The following is a 21,026-nucleotide window of genomic DNA, read 5'->3' on the forward strand; positions in this document are numbered from 1 at the left end:
GTTTAATAGACTATATGAATTGGCACAATTACGTAAAATTACGGTATTTTACTGAAAATTATGGCTCAAACTGTGAGGCAGAATCAGAGGGAGATAATGGCTTTGCAGCCGCTTGATGTTGAGCTACGTAACGTGTTCAAGTTTTTTAACCAGGAACCAGCAGTCAATGGAGTAGATTTGGATGTTAGACAAGGGGAATTCTTTAGTATCCTGGGCCCTTCTGGTTGTGGCAAGACAACTATACTACGCTTAATCGCTGGTTTTGAAAAAGCTGATGCTGGCAAGGTATTGATTCAAGGTCAATCCATGGCTAATGTCCCCCCTTACCGCCGACCTGTCAATACAGTATTTCAAAGCTATGCATTGTTTAACCACTTGAATGTATGGGATAACATTGCCTTTGGATTGCGGCTCAAAAGATTCCGCAAATCAGAAATCGATAATAGAGTCAAAGAAGCTTTAAAGCTAGTCAAAATGGAAAGTTTGCGATCGCGCTTTCCTAATCAGCTCTCTGGTGGTCAACAGCAAAGGGTCGCATTAGCTAGGGCTTTAGTCAACCGTCCATCTGTTGTGTTGTTAGATGAACCCTTGGGAGCATTAGATTTAAAGCTGCGTAAGGAAATGCAAGTCGAGCTATTAAATTTACACAAAAATTTAGGATTAACTTTTATTATGGTGACCCACGACCAGGAGGAGGCCCTATCCTTATCTGATCGCATTGCTGTAATCAATCAAGGCAAAATTGAGCAAATTGGTACTCCTAGCCAAATTTACGAATTTCCTCGTACATCCTTTGTCGCTGATTTTATAGGTGATACTAATTTATTTAGCGGTGAAATCGCGGCTGTGAACTCCACTAACATCCAAATCGAGACGAAAACAGGATTTACAATTATCGTTACCCGTGCTGAGGATACACCCACTGAATTATCGCAAACAGTGGTAGTGAGCGTCCGCCCTGAAAAAATTCAGCTCTCCCTTTATCCCCCCAATTTACTGACAAACTGCTTTGAAGGACGGCTTGTCAACGTCATGTATTTGGGGACTCATGTTAATTATGTTGTGGAATTGACAAACGGCATCAGTATTAACGTTTTGCAGCCTAATACCTTTGGTGGCTTCCCAGATCGTGATACACCTATTTACGCTTGGTGGGCAGAAAGCGACTGTTTAGCTATTCGTCAATAATCATTAGTCGATGATTAAACACGTACCTTAAATCAGTAACTTTCCACATATCAATGATTAATGACTAACAGACGAAAATTTTTACAAACAGTAGCAGCACTTCCTAGCTTATCTTTAGCTGGGTGCGGTTGGAGGCTTGCTGAGGTGCGAGCGAATGCTCAAACTTCTGTTCCACGAGACCAACTATATATCTATACTTGGACACAATATACCGATAAACAATTACTGCAAACTTTTAGCACCCAAACTGGGATGAAAGCGCTTGCAGATGTGTATGATTCCAACGATGTCATGCTAGCTAGATTACAAGCTGGAGGTGGCGGTGCTTACAGCATTATCTACCCATCTGATTATATGGTACAGAAGATGGTAGATAAGGCTTTATTAATAGAAATAGATCATGAGCGTTTAATTGGTTTAGATAATTTATTGCCACGGTTTCAAAATCCTACTTATGACCTCAACAACCGCTACAGTGTACCCTTCAATTGGGGAACAACTGGTTTAGTTTATAATTCTGAAATCCTTAAAGATGCACCGGAAGATTGGGATTACCTTTGGCAAAATCAGCAGCAACTTAAAAACCGAATGACTTTGCTCAATGATGTGCGAGAAGTGATAGGCGCAGTATTACGGATGCTAGGTTACTCGTACAATTCACAAGACGAAAATCAAATTAAACAAGCCTATGAAAAGTTGAAAGCACTTAAACCTTTGATCACTGATTTTGACACAGAAACTTGGCCAAATCAAATGCTGGCAGGAGATTTAGTATTAGCAATGTGTTACTCAGCAGACGCTATCCGAGTTAGTAAAGAAAATCCTAAGTTAAAGTATGTAATACCTCGCAGTGGCTCTTCATTATGGACAGACACTATCGTAATTCCTAAAACTTGCCCAAATTTGGATGGAGCTTATGCCTGGATTAACTTTATTTTACAACCAGAAATATCAGCACAAATTAGCCAACGCCTTAATATTGCTACTCCCAACCGTTATGCGTTTGAACAACTGCCAATAGATATACAGAGCAATGCCGATTTATTTCCTTCAGAGTCAATTCTAGAAAAATGTGAACGTATTACTCCTTTAGGAAAAATTGAAGAGATCTACGAACGCTACTGGACAGAGTTAACCAGCGATTAATAAGTTAGAATTTACTAAATTTAAACTTTAGATTTATCTCTAAAATTTGTGTTTCACCAACTATCTCATCATGAAATAAATACCCCGGATTGATAAAATGCAAAAATTGCATCCTTCAAATTTTCCCAGGCTCCAACCTCTGGTATTGTTGGCACCCTCTGCAATTTGGTTAATCTTGTTGTTAGTCTTGCCAACATTGATCATTTTTGAGTTGAGTTTAGTACCAAATATTCGTCCGGGGGATGTAGTCAATCCTAGTGGAATCCAAAACTATATTCGCATACTTGATCCGCTTTATATTCAAGTAATCTTGCGCTCACTCGATTTAGCAATTAAAACTACAATTATTTGTTTATTTTTGAGCTTTCCTGTTGCTTATTGGATTGCTCAAATAGCACCAAAGCGCTGGCGAAATTTATTATTACTAAGCTTTATTTTACCTTTGTGGACTTCTTCTTTACTCCGTTCTTATGCTTGGATTACGATTCTTCGCCCTACTGGGGTATTAAATATTTTATTAAAAAATTTACACTTACCTACTTTAGAATTACTTAACCAAACTCCATCTGTATTAATTGGGATGAGTTATAGCTTATTACCTTACATGGTTTTAATTTTATATGCCTCTCTCGAAAAGTTAGATACACGTTTGCTAGAAGCAGCGGCTGATTTGGGAGCAACTCCTATACAAGCTTTTTGGAAAGTGACAGTACCGCAAATTCTGCCTGGAATCACTGCTGGTTCAATGCTGGTATTTATTACAGGATTAGGAGATTTTATCAACCCAGAACTACTAGGCGGTGCCTCTAGTATGACTGCGGCACGGTTAGTTTACAACCAATTTCTCGGAGCTACCCAAAATTGGGGATTTGGTTCAGCTTTGAGTATGACATTAATTTTGGTTGTTAGTATTGCGATCGCTCTTTTGATTAAATTCGGTGAAGCTACACCTAAGCGATAAACTGTGATTTTGGAAATCTCCTGTTTTCCCTCTGGCTGCATCACTACTATATAAATAAAATATACCTAGTATTGTGTGATGAAATACTAGGCAGACTTAATATCCATTCTCTCAATTAAAGCTCGCCAAAGACGTGCTTGTTAGGATTTACAACTTCATGAAATGATAAACTACTATCCATGACTTATCGCTAACTGAGCTATATCATTCACATCATTATTAATTAAACCCTCAACAATAGAAATTAACTGCTCCTCTAAATAAGGCTTAGTTAAATAAGCTGTTGCACCCAATGCTTGGGCTAGCTGACGATGTTTTTCTGCACTGCGAGAAGTCAGAACTACTACAGGTATTGTTGCTAAATTCTGATTGTGGCGAACACTAGATAAAAGCTCAGAACCATTCATACGTGGCATTTCTAAATCGGAAATTACAATCTGAATTTCGGGATGCATTTGTAATTGTTTTAGAGCTTCTATGCCGTTTTGTGCTTGTAATACTTGATAGCCATATTTTTGCAGAGCCATAGAGAGAGTTTAGCGCAGACTAATTGCATCATCTACTACCACAACTACTTTTGGAGATTTGTTATTTGGTACAACAGAATGACTTTGCTGGGTTTGTGTGGTATTTGTGTCAGTAGAAGGAGTTAGTAGGGGTGTAGAGTTGAAAGTTAAACCTGATAGGGGTAAAGCTTTTTTATTTGCTGCATATGCTGTTGGTAGCGCCGTACTCTCCAGCGTCGCTTGCATCTCATAAGACTCCAGCAGCAGAGTAGGATCAATCACTAAGATGAGAGTACCATTGGCTAAACTACTACAACCATAAGTATATTTTGGCGGAGCGTTCGCATTACCTAAAGGTCTGATTACTAGTTCTTGTTCACCAATTATTTGATCAACTTCAGAAATGTTGAATGTTAAGAAAAGTCTGATAAAAATAGCCCAAAATATGGTATTTTTGGGCGAAGGATTAAAAGATATTAGTTTGATTGTGATTATAAATTCATTCCCTAAAATTGTCAAAGATATTCTGAAACCCCTGCCAAAAAACGATTATCCAGTATTGAACAGTCGTCTGTTCTTTGAGTGCTGGCTATCCTATGCGCTGGATAACAGTCTGACAAGTATGCGAGATTTATTTAAAAGATTAAATAATAGGGATTTGAAGTAAATATTTCTACTTTTTCTAAGGCAAGCTCTCACCGTTCACAAAAACCATTCCAAGAAATTTATCAGAAATTAAATGACTTAGTTCATAATAAAACTCCGAAAAAATTACATAATAAATATGCAGTCCCATTGATTCAACAATTATTACTTTAACAAGTAAATTGTTGTGGGTTTTAGGACATCATCAAGTTAAACTTTTTAGTTCTTTGAATCTGGCTACAGGTAGCCCAGAAGATAATTTGATCAATTTTGGGCATGACCATGATTATAATTTTGGCTCAAAAATGATGTCCTAAAACCCACTAATGCTGTTGGTGTAAGGGACAGGGGATTTGCTGGCTTAAAATTTATTCAGGCATTAGTGCAAAAAAACAAATATTTTGTTCTGCGAATAAAAAATAATTGGAAACTAGAATTTTCTCAGCCAACTGGATTAATTAAAATTGGGACATCTGATGATACTCAAGCGTATAGAGTCATTAATTTTTGTGATTTAGACACCAAAACTGAGTTTCGCTTAGTGACTAATTTACCAGCATCAGGAGATGCAGCAGTTAGTGATGATGAAATTAGGGATATTTCTCGGTTACGTTGGGGAATTGAATTGTTGTGGAAGTTTTTAAAGATGCACTTAAAACTTGATAAATTAATTACCAAGAACGTCAATGGTATCACCATACAGATTTACATTAGTTTAATTGCATAAGCTTGATTTTGTTTTACAATTATTAATATAGATAAAGAAGAATAATATATTTTCATTTGCGGCTCTAGATAATAGCTGCTATTAGAAAAAGATTGACTGCAAATGATGAAACAAAGTAATTTCTTAAAATAATTATAAACAGACTTTTTATTGAAAATAAATTTGCAAGAATAGGAATGACGGGGTTATCGCCCCGCCATAATATTTATCTAGCTGCCAAAAAATTTAGTTCATACTTGGCTAATTACTTTCTTTGTTCTTAGCTTTCAAATTTTAGGCTACAGAAATTTTAGAGGATGTTTGCAATGGTTTCAATATGTATGGTTGGCTAATAAACTTCCTAGTGAATAATTCTCAAGGTTGTTTAATGTTGTTGTAGTTTGCAACAGCTGCCCTCAGATTACCTTGATGTTCTGATAAAAGTTGATCGCCTTCTTGTTTTTCTAAACCAGTCCAGTGCATCAATAATGCTAACTTAACCCAGTTACCGCTACGTTCTAGTAACGAACTAGCAGCTTGGCGATTAACACCTGTGAGATCTTGCAAAATTCGTAAAGCGCGATCACGTAACTTTTGATTTGTTACCGCCACATCCACCATGCGATTGCCATAAACTTTGCCTAGTTTGACCATAACACCAGTAGAAAGGGTATTTAAAGCTAGTTTTGTGGCTGTACCAGCTTTTAGGCGGGTTGAACCAGCTATTACCTCTGGCCCGGTTAGCAGCCGAATGTCAACATCAGCCTCAAAACTAACCTGTTCAGCAGGAACACAGGCAATAAAAATCGTCATAGCTCCTCGCTGACGGGCGGCGTTCAAGGCCCCGTGGACAAAAGGCGTAGTACCGCCAGCTGTGATACCAACCACAACATCTAGTTGTGTAATGTGTCGTTGAGCGATCGCTGCTTCGCCATCTTGGGCGCGGTCTTCTAAATCTTCAGAACTACGTACTAATGCACCAGCACCACCGGCAATGATTCCCTGTACCAATTCTGGGGGCGTACAAAATGTAGGCGGACACTCAGCAGCATCTAATACCCCTAATCTACCACTCGTTCCTGCACCGATATAAAATAAGCGTCCGCCATGACGCAGACGTTCTGCTGTAGAGTCAATTGCTTGAGCCAACTGAGCTTTAGCCGCAGCTACTGCTGCGACTGCTTTTTGGTCTTCGCTATTAAATAAATCCACCAATTCTAGGGAACTAATCTGGTCTAAGTTAAGACTATTAGAATTGACCTGCTCGGTCAAAAGATAGCCGCGTTCTTGTAAATTTGTCATTTGTTCTTTGTCCTGTGTCATTTTTTCTAGCCTGCGGACAGCCTCCGCGCCATACTTATGTCATTAGCCATTCATCAGTTGCCAGCGACTTAGTGACTAATGACCGATAACTCATGACTAATTACAATAAACCTTCTAGTTTGCGACGAATATTTTCTAGATCCGAATCAGACAATTCTGGTTCTTCTAGGGTTGCTTGGTTAGGACGGAAGGTCTCCTCCTCTTGATCATCTGGCTCCTGGTCATCTAGTTGCCAGTCTGTTTGTTCGACATTAATTTCTGGGGGAACGACCAAATCGCCATTTTCTGGAACTATTTCCCAATCGTAACCAGCACTTTCGCAAAATTCTTTAATATCTTCAGCATTAATCGCTTCTACTGTCGGTGTGGGGAAATCTTGAGCTTCTAGCATCAGGGCAAAGCGTAGGGCATCGTCTTCTGACTCAAACATCAGAATTTTATTGCGATCGCCTACCCGTACTGTATGAATTCCTTCATTCTCCGTTTGAGCATTAAAAATCAACACAAAGACACGCATTGGTGTAATCATCATCCTTGGTTTCTGAGGTCTATTCCTATTAAAGTTCCAGGCAGTACCTCAGGGAAAGTATTAGGAATAATTTCGCTCTATATCCGTTTTCACTCTATTCCGATTTTCCTGATCGTGCCAATATCATTGAACATAGAAATATTTTAGTAGAGCCATTTCCAAAACTCAGACGTAGGGGTCTTGACTTTTGTTGACTTATCCTAGAAATGGCAGCGCGATCTAGTGCCAGTTAATGCTAGCAGTGAGCCAGCTATATTCGCCAAAAAAAGGTGAAAGCCAATGACTAAGCTTCGTAATCAAGATAATTACTCCACTCTCCCCAACCGTAAGCGTTTATGGTTGCTGATATTGAGCCGCGGTGGTGTTACTTTGGGTGGACTTTTGCTGCTGGCAATTCTAGGCGGTATTTCGCGGTTATGGAATTTTGTCCATAAAGAATTAGCGCCGTTGACAGAAAAAAATCTCACTACTACGCTCAACCGTCCAGTAAAACTTGGAGAAATTACAGAATTTTCTCTTACGGGAGTCAGGTTTGGAGCTTCAGCTATACCAGAGACAGCTACAGATCCAGATCGGCTAGCAGCTGATGCTGTGGAAGTTGGTTTTGACCCATTGCAGTTAATCTTTAACCGCAGCCTCAAGCTAGACGTCACCTTAGTCAACCCCAATGTTTACATTGAAAAAGATGAACAAGGGCGCTGGTTGACTACTAGCATCGCCCTGCAAGGTAAAGGTGGCCCCATTAAAACCGATTTAGACAAAATTCGGTTGCGTAATGGCAAGTTAGTTTTGATGCCGTTTCCGAGGACAGCAGCACAACTTAATCAGGGCAAGAAATCACAACAGATTCCTTTAACCTCCCAACTCCCTAACTCCCCCACTGATGAGAACATACCTGTTGCATTTTCCCGGCTAGATGGAACCGCTCAACTTCTGGAAAACAACCAGGTGATGAGATTTGATGTAGCAGGGCAAGCAAACAGTGGTGGCAATATTACTGTTCAAGGAGATACACGTCTTAAGACACAAGCAGCGAATTTACAGCTGCGAGGGCAAGACTTACTAGCTGCTGATATCACTCGCCTGATTAAGTTACCAATCAACTTACAGACTGGTCGAGTCAATGGCGATTTGCAGATCCAACTGACACCAGAGCAGCAACCTTTGTTGTTTGGCAGTGCCTTGTTGCAAGGGGTAACAATTCAAGTGCCCCGTTTACCACAACTATTTAACAATTCCCAAGGAAACCTCGTTTTTCGGGGGCTGGAAATACAACTAGATAAGGTAACTACCAACTACGGCAAAATTCCTTTAGTAGCTACAGGCAGCATCGACCGAGATGCTGGCTTTAAGTTGGCAGGGCGGGTAAATCAGGTGAGTGTGGTCTCAGCCTTGGAGACTCTCAAGGTAAAACTGCCTATTCCGGTCACTGGAGAAGTAAAAGCAGACTTACAGATGGTTGGGCCAAGCAATCAACCACTGCTCACAGGCACAGTTGCCACGATTAAAACTGCCCGGATTGACAAAGTTGATTTTAAGAGCATTAGTAGCAAGTTTGAGTTTTCTACCAGCAAGTCTTTAGTCAGCCTCAAAGATATTCAAGGCACACCAACAGTCGGCGGTGAAGTTACGGGTGCTGGTACTGTTCAACTCGGTACACTTCCCCAACAGAATTTTAATTTTATTGCTAAGAATGTTCCAGGGGATGCGATCGCCAAAATTTATGACACCATACCCACATTTCAAATTGGCAATATCTCAGGTACAGGTCAACTGAGCGGAGTTGCAGGCAATATTCAGACTGTAGTGCAATGGCAAGCTCCAAGGGCAACCTACCCAGCAACAGGTACAGTCGCTATTGCCCCAGATCGCACAGTTTCCTTCCGCAACGTCAATTTCAATTTTGGCGGTGGTACAGTGCAAACATCTGGTAGTTACGCCAATCAACGTTGGCGAGCTGTTGCCCAAGCCTCTGGTGTCGAGGTAGAACGTTTTGTAGACAAAAATAAACTCCAAAATGTCTCTTTGGCAGGGGCAGAATTTAACGGCCGCCTAATTCTCTCCGGTACAACTTCACCGTTTAAAGTTGCCACAATTCGCACTGAAGGCGCAGGAGTGCAAGTGGCTGGTGGTACTGTTGCAGTTTCTCAGATTCAGTTACAAGACCAAAATTTTACTGCCCAACTAATAGCAAATGGTGTGCGGTTGGGGCGGCTTTTGAAAAACTCTCCCCCAGCTTTGGCTGGGCCTTTGGCAGGTACGTTTCAAATAGCGGGTAACAGAGATAACTTCAGCCTCAAAACTCTGCGTGCTAGCGGTGAGGCAAAGCTGGCGCTTGGTGGTGGTACAGTCACAGCCTCAAATATTCAACTCGCTGATGGTGTCTATCAGACGCAACTCCGAGCAAATAATGTTGCTGTGCAGCAATTAGCACCGACACTTAAGCAATTTCAAGGCAGGTTAAACGGTGATTTTACAGTAGCAGGTTCAGTTGAGCCCTTCCAACCGCAATCTATCCAAGCTAGCGGTCAAGCACGGGTGAAGGTTGGAAGTGGTACGATTACAGCCTCGAATATCCAACTTGCTAATGGTTTGTATCAGGCGCAACTGCGGTTAAATAAAGTGCCATTGCAGCAATTGGCAGCCGTACCACCGCAGTTTCAAGGAGCGCTAGCTGGTAATTTTGCAGTTGCGGGTTCAGTTGAATCTTTCCAACCGCAATCTATCCAAGCTAATGGCCAGGGACAGTTAGATGTTGCAGGTGGCACAATTTCAGCCTCGAATATCCAATTAGCTAATGGTCGGTATCAGGCTATAGTTAATGCGGCTGGTGTGGAATTGAATCAGCTAAATCAGCAGTTGCGGGGCCAGTTTGCTGGACAGTTGCAAGTGGCTGGTACTGTAGGAACTTCTAAATTATCTGATGTGCGTGCCGTTGGTCAGGTAGAGTTTTCTCAGGGTATTGCTGCAATACAGCAACCTCTTAGTGCGGCGATCGCCTGGAACGGTGAAAAGCTTACTATTGAAAAGGCAACTAGCACTAATTTAAATGCTAGTGGTTACATATTAGCCAATGCTCAACGAGCAGGCATACCAGAAATTACTCAGTTAAATCTCAATGTTCAAGCGCAAGATTACAACTTGCAACAGTTACCTTTCAAACTACCGAATGCCATCAATTTGGCAGGGAAAGCAGATTTTAGTGGACAAGTAACTGGCAAGCTACCTGTGCCAAATCTCCAAGGGCAATTAAGGTTACGAAATTTAGTGGTGAAAGACTTTGCCTTTGAACCAGTTTTAAGTGGAAATATACAAGCTGTTCAAGGACAAGGTGTAAATTTAGACTTATCTGGGAATAGCGATCGCATCGCCTTTAACTTAGATGCTAATAATCGCCCTAACTCATTTGCAGTCAAATGGCAGCAAGCATCAGCTATCGGTCAGGCTCAAGGAGATAATTTAGCACTGAAATTAGAAAACTTTCCTTTACAAGTATTGAATTTATCTCTGCCTGCTAACACCCGCCTGGGTACTGGCCCTTTAGCTGGCGCGTTAACAGGAAATTTACAGGTTAATCAACAAACATTTGCTACAAACGGAAATGTGGCGATCGCTAATCCGGCAATTGGGCGTATTAAGGGCGACCTCTTAAGTGCTAAATTCCGCTATGGCAACGGTACAGCAACAATTATAGATAGCGAATTCGCCAAAGGTAAAAGTCGTTACGCCTTTATAGGTAATGTCGGTACATCCCCCAAAGGGCCGCAAATACAAGGTAAACTGAACGTCAACGAAGGTCAAACCCAAGATGTTTTAACAGCACTACAAATATTTGAATTCCAAGATATTCGCAATGGTGTGGCAGCACCCACCTATGGAACTGCTACAGACCTTGTTACTACTCCGCAAGGCTTAACTAATCAGCCATTATTAACCCAAATCGAGCGTTTTTATCAAGTTGACGCACTAGTGGCAGAACAGGAACAACAGCGACTTGAGGCTACTCCAGTTCCAGATTTAGCAGATTTACAAGGCACTTTCAACGGTGAAATTGCCCTAGACACTGCGACAGCTCAAGGATTAGCAGTGCAGTTTAATTTGAATGGTCAAAATTGGATTTGGGGTAAAGAAGAAGAAAAAGATTCAGGTCGTTATTATAGTGCCGAGCGAGTAATTGCCGAAGGCAGCTTTGAAAACGGTGTTTTGAGGTTACGACCTTTACGGATTGAGTCTAGCAACAGGCTCGTCGCCTTCAACGGTAACATCGGCGGTAACGATCAATCCGGTAGTTTACAAGTCAGGAATTTCCCTTTACAGGTACTGAACAATTTTGTTAAGTTGCCAATTGGTGTCACAGGCAATCTCAACACTACAGTAGCTTTGGCAGGCAGTATAAATAACCCACAAGCTAAAGGGGAAATAGAAATTATAGAAGGGACACTTAACCAGAAGAAAATAGAATCAGCTACAGCTAGTTTTAGCTATGCCAATAGTCGCTTAAATTTTGGTAGTAACGTCATAGTTACCGGGCCAGAACCTGTGAATATTCAAGGCAGCATACCCTATCAGTTACCTTTTGCTACCGTTCCACCAGACAACAATCAAATTAGCCTGGATGTCAAGGTAAAAAATGAAGGGCTGGCACTATTAAATGTGTTAACTAACCAGGTAATGTTTGAGGAGGGCGAAGGAGAAGTAGACCTTACAGTGCGTGGAACGAGACAACAACCACAGGTAATTGGTATAGCTAGTGTCAAGGATGCCACTTTTTCAGCCCAAGCTTTGCCAGAAAAGCTCAGACGTGTAACAGGTAAGGTAACCTTTGATTTTGACCGCATCTTAGTACAAGATATTCAAGGTAGATTTAGCCGAGGTAAGGTAGAAGCATCTGGAGAAATTCCTATCTTTAACAATCAAGAAGCGAATATCGACAATCCTCTTACCGTTAACCTCGATCAGCTAACTTTGAACCTCAAGGGACTGTATCAGGGAGGTGCTAGTGGCAATTTACAGATTACTGGTTCTGCGCTTAATCCGGTGATTGGTGGCAAAGTACAGCTGTTTAATGGTCAAGTACTGCTAGCAGAATCTGCTAATAATACTAATCCTGCAAATAGTAGTCTGGACTCTTCACTTACCAAAGCTAATAAGCAAGACAAGACTGATGCCAAGAATACAACAGCAAGGCTAAATGATCTCGAATTAGTACTAGGCAAAAAAGTACAAATCACTCGTCCACCAATTATCAACTTCCAAGCAACGGGTACTCTCACAGTTAATGGCTCCTTAAATCAGCCAGTACCTGATGGCACTATCCGGTTAGAGGGCGGAGGAGTGAATTTGTTTACTACCCAGTTTAATCTTGCTCGTGGTTATAAACACACTGCAACGTTTAGAACTGATCAACCTCGCGATCCCAATTTGGATATTCGGTTATTTGCCAAAGTACTCGACGGAAATACAACCACTGATATCAGTAGGTTTTCCACAGGGTTATCAAGCTTGGAAACTGTTCGAGTTGAAGCCAGTATTCAAGGCCCTGCTAGTAAACTGAATGAAAATCTGCAACTAACAAGCTCTCCAGCACGTAACGAAACAGAAATTGTTGCTCTTTTGGGCGGTGGATTTATTGATACTCAAGGACGTGGCGATAGTACCTTGGGGCTGATTAACATAGCAGGTTCAGCTGTCTTTAATAATTTTCAGGGAGCTTTTAACCAGATTGGTAATGCTTTTGGCTTAAGCGAACTGCGTCTATTTCCAACTGTCATTTCCGAAAATCCTGAAGCGGGAAGGCTCAATTCAAGTTTAGAATTGGCTTTAGAGGCTGGGGTTGATATTTCTCCCAAATTTTCTATTTCTAGCATTAAGATTTTGACTGCAAATGACCCCTTCCAATGGGGTATCAATTACAGAATAAATGATGCAATTCGTCTGCGTGCTTCTACAAATTTATTGGATGATAGCCGAGCAATAGTTGAGTATGACAGGCGGTTTTAAACAATTCAAAACTTAAAATTCAAAATTTCTAAATTATTAAGTTGAATTGTTTTTTTGTTCATGGTGAGTATCAAAGTGTAATATTACCTCCTTGCCGATTAATAGCTAATTGCAAAATTGATAACGCTAAAATTATCAGAAACAGCACTAGCCCAATCGTGCAAGCATAGCTAAGTTCTATGTTAGTGAATGCTTGCTCATACAGATAGTAAACAATTGTTTTTGAGCTATCGAGTGGGCCTCCTTGGGTCATAACGTATACTTCCTCAAATACTTTGGTGGCGGAAATAGCTGATATGACCGCCACTAAAGCTAAATAAGGCTTCATTAAAGGTATAGTTATGTCTAAGTGTTTATGGATACCATCTGAGCCATCAATTGCTGCGGCCTCGTATACATCAGCGGGAATTGATTGCAACCCGGCTAAATAAATTACCATGTAGTAACCCAGCCCTTTCCATATAGTGACAGCCATTACACTTGCTAGAGAAATGGGCAAAATACCAAGAATTTTGGCGGGGCTAGTTAGCCAGGGGATTCCTTCTGAAAAAATACCGAAAGTTTTGAGCAACTGATTTAGTAAACCATTTTCTGCATACAGCCATTTCCAGGCTATTCCCGCAACTACCATTGAAATTATTACTGGTATATAGTATGCAGTTCTCAGCCAATTCATCCCCCGTAGTTTTTGATTGACTAAAATTGCCAACCCTAAGGGCGCAATTACCAGAATAGGCACTACGCCCACAAGATACAAAAAAGTATTTGTCAAGGTTTTCCAAAAAACTGCATCTTGCCAAAGCTTGAGGAAGTTAGCAAAACCAATCCATTGGGGCGGTTGGGCTATATCTTCATAGCTAGTAAAGCTTAGGTAAAAAGCTTGCAACGTTGGCCAAAAGACGGTTAACCCTAAGAGTAGTAGAGCAGGTAGCAAAAACAAATAAGGAGTTAGTCGTTGCTTGAGTAATATCCAATTTTTTGAGGACAATTGAATCATAGAGGCATTTTTAGAGTTGTATTAACAGATTAATTTGCCAGTGATGGAAAAGCTAATTAATATTACACGAACATTGGCTGTTGATTTGCGATCGCTCACCAACACCATCATGGTTCGGCAAATTACTTCAATAATAAATAAATTTATTTATGTAGAGTTTTGTCAGCAAACCAAGCTTGATCGAGAATGTGACTAAATTTAAGCTTCAATGTTTTTACAGACATCTATATTATCTGTGCTCACCAAATTAATTTCATGGAGATAAACTAAGATGCCATCTGAAAATAACTTACCAATTGAGCATCAAAATGTACCTATAAATCACCAGGGCTTACACAACTTTTTATACAGTTCCAACGATGAACATGGTATTAATGAGGCGGCTGTGGCTCCTGCATTGGTAAATTACGGGTTAGAATTCATACCTTTTGAGGCTTGGTGTGAGACTTACCAAAATACGAAAATTGCAGGTGTTTACGCAGTTTTAGATACACAACATCAAACACAATACATTGGCTATTCTCGGAATGTGTTACTTTCGTTGAATGGTCATCTGACTCAAAATGGTAAGCAAAAGTGTGCTTTCGTGCGCGTGCAGACATTTAAGTTTCCTAAGCGTCAAGAAATGGAAGATTTGCGAGATGCATGGATTGCAGAGTTGAAAATTCTTCCACCTGGTAATGCTGCTGAGAGCGAAATGTGGGCTAGTACAGTTGCGGAAGTTGCTAAGGCTGCGATGTCAGAGGCGGAACGCAAAGCTTACGAAGAGAAAAAGCTGAAATTACGGAAAGCGATGGCTGACACAACACTCTCTCAAGAGTCAGAAACAATAGATGCAAATGAAGCTGAACGTCGGCGTCAACTTGAAGCTGCTGTCAAAGATGATAACTGGAGTGTAATTATTGACGCACAGACACAGGAGAGCAAGCCTTAGCAATTATTATTAGTACTCAAAGCGATCGCGCTAATCCAGTTTAAGTATTAAAGTTGTGTTTGGTGAACCAAAAGACAACTTCGTTTTTGATTTCAGCAATTAAGAAGAGGGCAGACTTATGGAGCAAGAAAATAAGGCACTGTTTCGTCGAGCCATGCATGAATTTTTTGTAGAGCGAGATTTCAATGCACCTGATCGCTATTATTCCCCTAGTTACATTCAGCACAACCAACAGGTAGCGGCACAAGCGCAAGCGCAAGGCATCAGCCAAGTGGAAGGCATGAAACAGTTCTTTAAAGGTTTCTTCGTGGCGTTTCCTGATTTTACGCCAACAATCGAACATATATATGCTGAAGGTGATAAGGTATTTGCCTTTGTGACTTGGCGCGGTACACACAAAGGCGAGTTTATGGGGGCTGCTCCTACAGGTAAAGAGATTGTGATTAGAACAGCTGAGATCATGCGAATTGAGCAAGGCCAGTTTGTCGAACACTGGGATGTAGTAGATCAGATGAACATGATGCAGGTCTTAGGCTTAATCACGGTTAACAAGCAACCTACAACTGAGAAATCAAGCCATTGATAAGCATTGGTTGCTGTTGCAACAGCATTTTGCAGTTTAATAAATTGCTAAATGCTAGCATTGGCATATGATCTCAGTCATTAATAGTTTGCAAAATTGCTTTTGGCAAATTTTGAGTTACCTGGATTACAGTTCAATATTACGATTAACTATAATTTGGGTGGCTCTCTGTATCAAATTGATGGTAAATGTGATACAGATAGATAAAAATTAAGTAGATTTAAAAAAAAGATACACACAGATGCATACAAATACATTATCTGTGTGCATCTTTTTTTAATTTTTAGGTTGGGCAATCCGAGCTTCAATATCTTCTAAAGTATTTAACAATAGACGTTTTGCCTGCAATTGCCAACCCCATTTTTGAATTCTAAAAGCAGCTATAAATCCAGCTATAGCTGCTAACAATCCTATAGGTTGATTTAAATAAATTCCTAATAACAAACCTAATCCGGCAATTCCCCAAAATGGTAAGGCTACTACTTGTCTTTGTTCTTCGACAATTTGGGTAACTTGGTTAGATTGCATAGTAGCTAATAGTGTCTGTTTGACTTGCCGTTGCTCTGTTGCTGATACCGATAAACCTATTTTACGGCGCAGTTTTTCCATCTTACGAGCATCAGTACTGTACTCAGTTAACTCATCTTCTGCCATTTTTAGGAGCCGTTCTAGTTGCGCCATTTTGCATTGCGTCCATGATTCTTATACAGCCATTATCTCCAATAATTGTTAAATTTTATTGACTGAAATTGTGCATTTAATCACACAATCCAAAATCTAATATCTAAAATTGAACATGGGCAAAATTTCTTAGCGATACCGCACTGACGATCAAAGCATTTACTTGAGAGGCAATACTGATGGTTACAGTAGCTAAAAATACTTTATCTCAACCTGCCAAAGAGCGATCGCTGATCCTATGGTTTGATGAAGTGGGCATTGCTGACATTCCCTTAGTTGGTGGTAAGAATGCATCATTAGGAGAAATGATTCAACAGCTTACGCCCCAAGGTATTAATGTACCTACTGGGTTCGCCACCACTGCTTATGCTTATCGCTATTTCATCCAATCAGCCGGGTTAGAAGCAAATTTGCGGAAAATATTTTCTGACCTAGATGTTGAAGATGTCAAAAATTTACAAGCACGGGGGAAAAAAGCGCGATCGCTACTTATGCATACACCGTTTCCCAATGAATTACGAGAGGCGATTGCTAAAGCATACCAAACTTTATGTGAGCAAAGTTTCTCTTCTGATTGGGATTTAGACCCTGAATCTACCAAAATTTCTGAGCAATTTACAGATAAGTATATAGATGTAGCAGTCCGCTCCAGTGCCACTGCCGAAGACCTCCCCGACGCTAGTTTTGCTGGACAACAAGAAACTTATCTTAATGTTGTTGGTGTGGAAGGAGTTTTAGCAGCTTGTCATAAATGCTTTGCTTCTATATTCACCGATCGCGCCATTTCTTACCGTCATACCAAAGGCTTTGACCATTTTAGTATTGCCCTTGCTGTTGGGGTGCAAAGAATGGTGCGTTCTGACTTAGCATCTTCAGGGGTGATGTTCTCGATTGAGACAGAAACCGGCTTTAAAGATGCTGCACTCATTACCGCTGCCTATGGTTTAGGAGAAAATGTTGTTCAAGGAACCGTCAACCCAGATGAATATTATGTTTTTAAACCAACTTTAAAAACAGGTTTTCGCCCAATTATTGATAAAAAATTGGGTAGTAAAAAATTAAAAATGGTTTATGATGACGGCTCTAAATTTACAAAAAATGTGCCAGTTTCTCAGAGTGAAAAAAATAAATATACACTTACCGATGATGAGATTTTACAACTAGCACGTTGGGCTTGCGTAATTGAAGACCACTATTCCCAAGTCCACGGTACTTACACCCCAATGGACATCGAGTGGGCAAAAGATGGGATTACTAACCAATTATTTGTTGTCCAAGCGCGTCCAGAAACTGTCCAGTCACAGAAGCGGGGAAATGTGTTGCGTAGCTATCGCTTGGTATCGGGTACTGGGAAAGAATATCCGCAATCTCTAGTTCCTCTTGTCAAAGGCCGTGCTGTTGGAGAAGGTATTAGTCAAGGGAAAGCACGCTTAATTTTAGATGTAGACAAAATTGACCAGTTCCAGGTTGGGGAAGTTTTAGTGACAGATAGAACCGACCCTGACTGGGAACCAATTATGAAACGCGCCAGTGCAATTATTACTAACTCTGGTGGACGTACCTGCCATGCGGCGATTATTGCGCGAGAATTAGGCGTACCTGCGATCGTAGGCTGCGGTAATGCTACAGAAGTTTTAAAAACTGGTCAAGAGGTAACGGTTTCTTGTGCGGAAGGAGAAGAAGGACGAGTATATTCAGGTTTGTTACCTTTTGAAGTTAAAGAAGTCCCCCTAGAAAATTTACCCCGCACTCGTACTCAAATTTTAATGAATGTGGGTAATCCCCAAGAAGCATTTGGTTTATCTGCGATTCCCAACGATGGAGTGGGTTTAGCGCGTACAGAGTTTATTATTGCCAATCAAATCCAAATTCATCCGATGGCGTTGATTCACTACGATCAGTTAGAAGATGAATTTGTTAAAGCCAAAATTGCTGAAATCACAGCACTTTATGAGGTTAAGTCCCAGTATTTTGTAGATAAGTTAGCCCAAGGCATAGGCAGAATTGCTGCGGCATTTTATCCCAAACCAGTAATTGTGCGAATGTCAGATTTTAAGAGTAATGAATATGCCAACCTCTTAGGCGGTCAACAGTTTGAACCCCATGAAGAAAACCCAATGCTTGGCTGGCGCGGGGCTGCACGTTACTATGATCAAGGTTACAGAGAAGCTTTTGCCTTAGAGTGCCATGCCATCAAGCGGGTACGAGAAGATATGGGTTTGACAAACGTTATCCCGATGATTCCCTTCTGCCGTACCCCCGATGAAGGGCGTTTAGTGTTAGCAGAGATGGCAAAAAATGGTTTACATCAAGGTATTAACGACTTGCAAGTTTACGTAATGTGCGAGTTACCCAATAATGTGATTATGGCTGAGGAGTTTGCTGAGGTATTTGATGGATTTTCCATTGGTTCCAATGACCTCACTCAGCTGACATTAGGTTTAGACAGAGATTCAGCATTAGTAGCACACTTGTTTGATGAACGAAGTCAGGGTGTGAAGCGGATGGTAAAAATGGCAATCCAAACTGCAAAACAACACAACCGCAAAATCGGCATTTGTGGACAAGCACCCAGTGATTACCCAGAGTTTGCCCAGTTTTTGGTTGAACAAGGAATTGACTCAATCAGTTTAAATCCAGATTCGGTTTTAAAAACAATACTAGAAGTAGCAAAAGTGGAACAGCAAACTCAAGGCTAAATTATCTGAAAAAAATTATGAAGTCACAAGAGAAGATGGGAAGATAGGGAGAGTGTATTTTCTCCCTATACCCAGCTTCTTTGGTTATGTTTAATTTCCTGCGCTTGCCAGTGATTTATGTTGTAGTCAAGCTAGATAATCAGACTTATCCATGTAATACAATGTCTGGGTATGAAACCAGAGAGTCAAACAAGTATTACAGTATTGAGCCGTACCTATTTTAACTGGATGAGCCTAATACTTATAGCGTTAAAAGCAATACTTAAACAATTAATATAAAGGCTGAGGATGTGATATTTCTCCTATATATTTACGTCGTTTATAGTATTGAATCCTAAAATTAATACCATTGAGCTATTGACTAATGAGTAAAAAACAGATTTTCAATTCTGTTATTTGGTTCCGAACTGGAATGGTAGGTGTATTTCTTCTATCACTCATCTTACGTTTTTGGGGACTAGACAGATTTAATACCCTCGTATTTGATGAAGTTTACTTCGCTAAATTTGGTAATAACTATCTTACTCATACTCCATTTTTTAATGCTCATCCGCCATTGAGTCAATACATTATTGGTATTGGAATTTGGCTTGGTAGTCATGTTCCTTTTTGGCAAGAACCAGTAAATGGACTGGCTGGTTCTTTACTATCCCCGTGGAGTTACCGTTGGGTAAATGCACTAACTGGCTCATTTATTCCCTTAGTTGTCGCTGCGATCGCCTATCAGTTGAGCCATCGCCGTAGCTTCGCTTTTCTTGCAGGCTTGTTTACAGCTAGCGATGGTATCTTTCTCGTCGAGTCTCGTTATGCTTTAAACAATATTTATATTGTCATCTTTGGTTTGTTAGGGCAATGGTTTTTATTATTAGCATTAGAAAATCAATATCAACGCCGTTCGTTTTGGTTGGTTTTGGCTGGTATTAGTTTTGGTGCGTCAGTTGGTACTAAATGGAATGGCTTGTGGTTTCTTTTAGGCGCTTATCTTATCTGGATTGTGGGTTGGGGAATTCATTGGTTACATTCTGTTTTCCAGCAGGAAAGCATTGTTTCCAGAAAAGATAATTTCAATCAGATAACAACTCCCGAACCAGCATTAGCTACAGTTCAGACACCATTACAAAAGTTGACTCAGCTAAATATTTTTCAGATGCTGTTTTATTTAGGAATAATCCCTGCTTTAGTCTACAGCATTATTTGGATTCCTCACTTACAGCTAGATACAAGATACGGATTTATAGAAGTACATCGGCAAATTTTAAATTTTCACTTACATATGGGTGGTAACAGTCCCACAGTCCATCCTTACTGTGCTGCTTGGTACAAATGGCCTTTGCTGACTCGACCAATGGCTTATTATTATCAAACGGCTCAGAGTGTTAACGATCCTCTACCTGTATTGGGCCCAAATTTACCATCTGCTGCTGGAAAAGTAATTTATGATGTCCATGCAATGGGCAATCCTGTTTTATGGTGGACTGGTGTTGCAGCGATGGTGTTTTTAGTAGGGATGCTGTTGACAAAAATTGTGTTGCCTTGGATAAAGTACCAGCGTTTGTCTGTCCCTGCAACACTTAGTGTAGATACTTGGATTGCTTTGTACTTGGTAATAAATTATGCGGCTAATTTATTACCTTGGGTGAAAGTGACAAGATGCGTTTTTATATATCACTATATGTGTGCTGTGGTATTTGTATTTTTAGCGATCGCTTGGTTTGTAGATCAATGTCTGCACAGCTATTATCGACAACTTCGGGCCGTTGGCGTCACTATTACTTTTCTGATTTTGGCTGCTTTTGTCTTCTGGATGCCTATTTATTTGGGTTTACCTTTATCTGCTAATGCTTACAAACTAAGGATGTTATTTAACTCTTGGATTTAAACGCAGAAATACTAAGGGATAAAAAATAAAAATTAGTGTATATAAATAATTCATCCTTAAACACTACACTTTTTACTTAACGCAAGTACATATTAGTGGATTAGTTAATCACTTATTTTTTACATTTCTTATCTATATCCTAGTTTCCTGCCTGTTAAACTCAGTAAATCGCAAGCAGATTCAGGGAGACATTGCAAGATGCCGCTGAATAGACAAAAATCACCAGTATAAAAATTATTAAGCTCGCAC

At 40.3% G+C, this 21,026-nt stretch carries 13 protein-coding genes and 2 pseudogenes; 10 read left to right on the forward strand and 5 right to left on the reverse strand.

Annotated features, from left to right (window positions below):
• Window positions 1-60: 60 nt before the first annotated feature.
• The 3 genes from AC5JL8_RS36845 to AC5JL8_RS36855 all read left to right on the forward strand — a co-directional run bounded on the left by AC5JL8_RS36845 (window position 61) and on the right by AC5JL8_RS36855 (window position 3,295).
• Complete coding sequence (locus AC5JL8_RS36845; RefSeq protein WP_495884627.1) at window positions 61-1,188, forward strand: ABC transporter ATP-binding protein; 1,128 nt, start codon at window positions 61-63, stop codon at window positions 1,186-1,188.
• Window positions 1,189-1,248: 60 nt separating this feature from the next.
• A complete protein-coding gene (locus AC5JL8_RS36850; protein ID WP_495884628.1) occupies window positions 1,249-2,334 on the forward strand; it encodes an ABC transporter substrate-binding protein in 1,086 nt (361 codons plus the stop codon).
• Window positions 2,335-2,431: 97 nt separating this feature from the next.
• A complete protein-coding gene (locus AC5JL8_RS36855; protein ID WP_495884629.1) occupies window positions 2,432-3,295 on the forward strand; it encodes an ABC transporter permease in 864 nt (287 codons plus the stop codon).
• 173 nt (window positions 3,296-3,468) lie between these two features.
• Here the strand turns inward: AC5JL8_RS36855 and AC5JL8_RS36860 are convergent.
• Window positions 3,469-4,200, reverse strand: a pseudogene (locus AC5JL8_RS36860) (response regulator); the annotation flags it as partial.
• Between the two features lie 88 nt (window positions 4,201-4,288).
• On the opposite strand from AC5JL8_RS36860, the pseudogene AC5JL8_RS36865 reads away from it, so the two are divergent.
• Window positions 4,289-5,170, forward strand: a pseudogene (locus tag AC5JL8_RS36865) (IS4 family transposase); the annotation flags it as partial.
• A 357-nt stretch (window positions 5,171-5,527) separates the two neighbouring features.
• Here AC5JL8_RS36865 and murQ read toward each other — a convergent pair.
• Together murQ and AC5JL8_RS36875 are read right to left on the reverse strand one after the other, a co-directional pair.
• Complete coding sequence (gene murQ, locus AC5JL8_RS36870) at window positions 5,528-6,454, reverse strand: N-acetylmuramic acid 6-phosphate etherase (protein WP_495884666.1); 927 nt, start codon at window positions 6,452-6,454, stop codon at window positions 5,528-5,530.
• A 121-nt stretch (window positions 6,455-6,575) separates the two neighbouring features.
• On the reverse strand, window positions 6,576-7,004 hold the full coding sequence (locus tag AC5JL8_RS36875) for a DUF3110 domain-containing protein (RefSeq protein ID WP_495884667.1): 429 nt from the start codon (window positions 7,002-7,004) through the stop codon (window positions 6,576-6,578).
• 279 nt (window positions 7,005-7,283) lie between these two features.
• Here AC5JL8_RS36875 and AC5JL8_RS36880 point away from each other — a divergent pair, with 279 nt between their 5' ends.
• Window positions 7,284-13,004, forward strand: a complete 5,721-nt coding sequence (locus AC5JL8_RS36880; RefSeq protein WP_495884630.1) for a translocation/assembly module TamB domain-containing protein — start codon at window positions 7,284-7,286, stop codon at window positions 13,002-13,004.
• Between the two features lie 70 nt (window positions 13,005-13,074).
• Here AC5JL8_RS36880 and AC5JL8_RS36885 read toward each other — a convergent pair whose 3' ends face one another.
• Complete coding sequence (locus tag AC5JL8_RS36885) at window positions 13,075-14,001, reverse strand: carbohydrate ABC transporter permease (RefSeq protein WP_495884631.1); 927 nt, start codon at window positions 13,999-14,001, stop codon at window positions 13,075-13,077.
• A gap of 43 nt (window positions 14,002-14,044) precedes the next feature.
• On the opposite strand from AC5JL8_RS36885, the gene AC5JL8_RS36890 reads away from it, so the two are divergent.
• The 3 genes from AC5JL8_RS36890 to AC5JL8_RS36900 all read left to right on the forward strand — a co-directional run bounded on the left by AC5JL8_RS36890 (window position 14,045) and on the right by AC5JL8_RS36900 (window position 15,518).
• A complete protein-coding gene (locus AC5JL8_RS36890) occupies window positions 14,045-14,197 on the forward strand; it encodes a hypothetical protein (RefSeq protein ID WP_495884632.1) in 153 nt (50 codons plus the stop codon).
• Window positions 14,198-14,272: 75 nt separating this feature from the next.
• Window positions 14,273-14,935, forward strand: coding sequence for a GIY-YIG nuclease family protein (locus AC5JL8_RS36895; RefSeq protein WP_495884633.1), 663 nt, complete (start codon window positions 14,273-14,275; stop codon window positions 14,933-14,935).
• A gap of 118 nt (window positions 14,936-15,053) precedes the next feature.
• Complete coding sequence (locus tag AC5JL8_RS36900; RefSeq protein ID WP_495884634.1) at window positions 15,054-15,518, forward strand: ester cyclase; 465 nt, start codon at window positions 15,054-15,056, stop codon at window positions 15,516-15,518.
• Window positions 15,519-15,794: 276 nt separating this feature from the next.
• Here the strand turns inward: AC5JL8_RS36900 and AC5JL8_RS36905 are convergent, their stop codons facing one another.
• Window positions 15,795-16,199 (reverse strand): hypothetical protein, encoded by a 405-nt coding sequence (locus tag AC5JL8_RS36905; RefSeq protein WP_495884635.1) that lies wholly within the window; start codon window positions 16,197-16,199, stop codon window positions 15,795-15,797.
• A 179-nt stretch (window positions 16,200-16,378) separates the two neighbouring features.
• On the opposite strand from AC5JL8_RS36905, the gene ppsA reads away from it, so the two are divergent.
• The gene (ppsA, locus tag AC5JL8_RS36910; protein ID WP_495884636.1) at window positions 16,379-18,898 is read left to right on the forward strand and encodes a phosphoenolpyruvate synthase; all 2,520 of its coding nucleotides are present in this window, start codon (window positions 16,379-16,381) and stop codon (window positions 18,896-18,898) included.
• Between the two features lie 364 nt (window positions 18,899-19,262).
• Window positions 19,263-20,777 (forward strand): dolichyl-phosphate-mannose--protein mannosyltransferase, encoded by a 1,515-nt coding sequence (locus AC5JL8_RS36915; protein WP_495884637.1) that lies wholly within the window; start codon window positions 19,263-19,265, stop codon window positions 20,775-20,777.
• Window positions 20,778-21,026: the final 249 nt, after the last annotated feature.

The sequence above is a fragment of the Mojavia sp. genome (genome assembly GCF_059505145.1).

Coding starts and splice junctions, on each gene's coding strand:
- AC5JL8_RS36845 (WP_495884627.1), top strand. CDS start 61: ATGGCTCAAACTGTGAGGCAGAATCAGAGGGAGATAATGGCTTTGCAG.
- AC5JL8_RS36850 (WP_495884628.1), top strand. CDS start 1,249: ATGACTAACAGACGAAAATTTTTACAAACAGTAGCAGCACTTCCTAGC.
- AC5JL8_RS36855 (WP_495884629.1), top strand. CDS start 2,432: ATGCAAAAATTGCATCCTTCAAATTTTCCCAGGCTCCAACCTCTGGTA.
- murQ (WP_495884666.1), bottom strand. CDS start 6,454: ATGACAAATTTACAAGAACGCGGCTATCTTTTGACCGAGCAGGTCAAT.
- AC5JL8_RS36875 (WP_495884667.1), bottom strand. CDS start 7,004: ATGATTACACCAATGCGTGTCTTTGTGTTGATTTTTAATGCTCAAACG.
- AC5JL8_RS36880 (WP_495884630.1), top strand. CDS start 7,284: ATGACTAAGCTTCGTAATCAAGATAATTACTCCACTCTCCCCAACCGT.
- AC5JL8_RS36885 (WP_495884631.1), bottom strand. CDS start 14,001: ATGATTCAATTGTCCTCAAAAAATTGGATATTACTCAAGCAACGACTA.
- AC5JL8_RS36890 (WP_495884632.1), top strand. CDS start 14,045: ATGGAAAAGCTAATTAATATTACACGAACATTGGCTGTTGATTTGCGA.
- AC5JL8_RS36895 (WP_495884633.1), top strand. CDS start 14,273: ATGCCATCTGAAAATAACTTACCAATTGAGCATCAAAATGTACCTATA.
- AC5JL8_RS36900 (WP_495884634.1), top strand. CDS start 15,054: ATGGAGCAAGAAAATAAGGCACTGTTTCGTCGAGCCATGCATGAATTT.
- AC5JL8_RS36905 (WP_495884635.1), bottom strand. CDS start 16,199: ATGGCGCAACTAGAACGGCTCCTAAAAATGGCAGAAGATGAGTTAACT.
- ppsA (WP_495884636.1), top strand. CDS start 16,379: ATGGTTACAGTAGCTAAAAATACTTTATCTCAACCTGCCAAAGAGCGA.
- AC5JL8_RS36915 (WP_495884637.1), top strand. CDS start 19,263: ATGAGTAAAAAACAGATTTTCAATTCTGTTATTTGGTTCCGAACTGGA.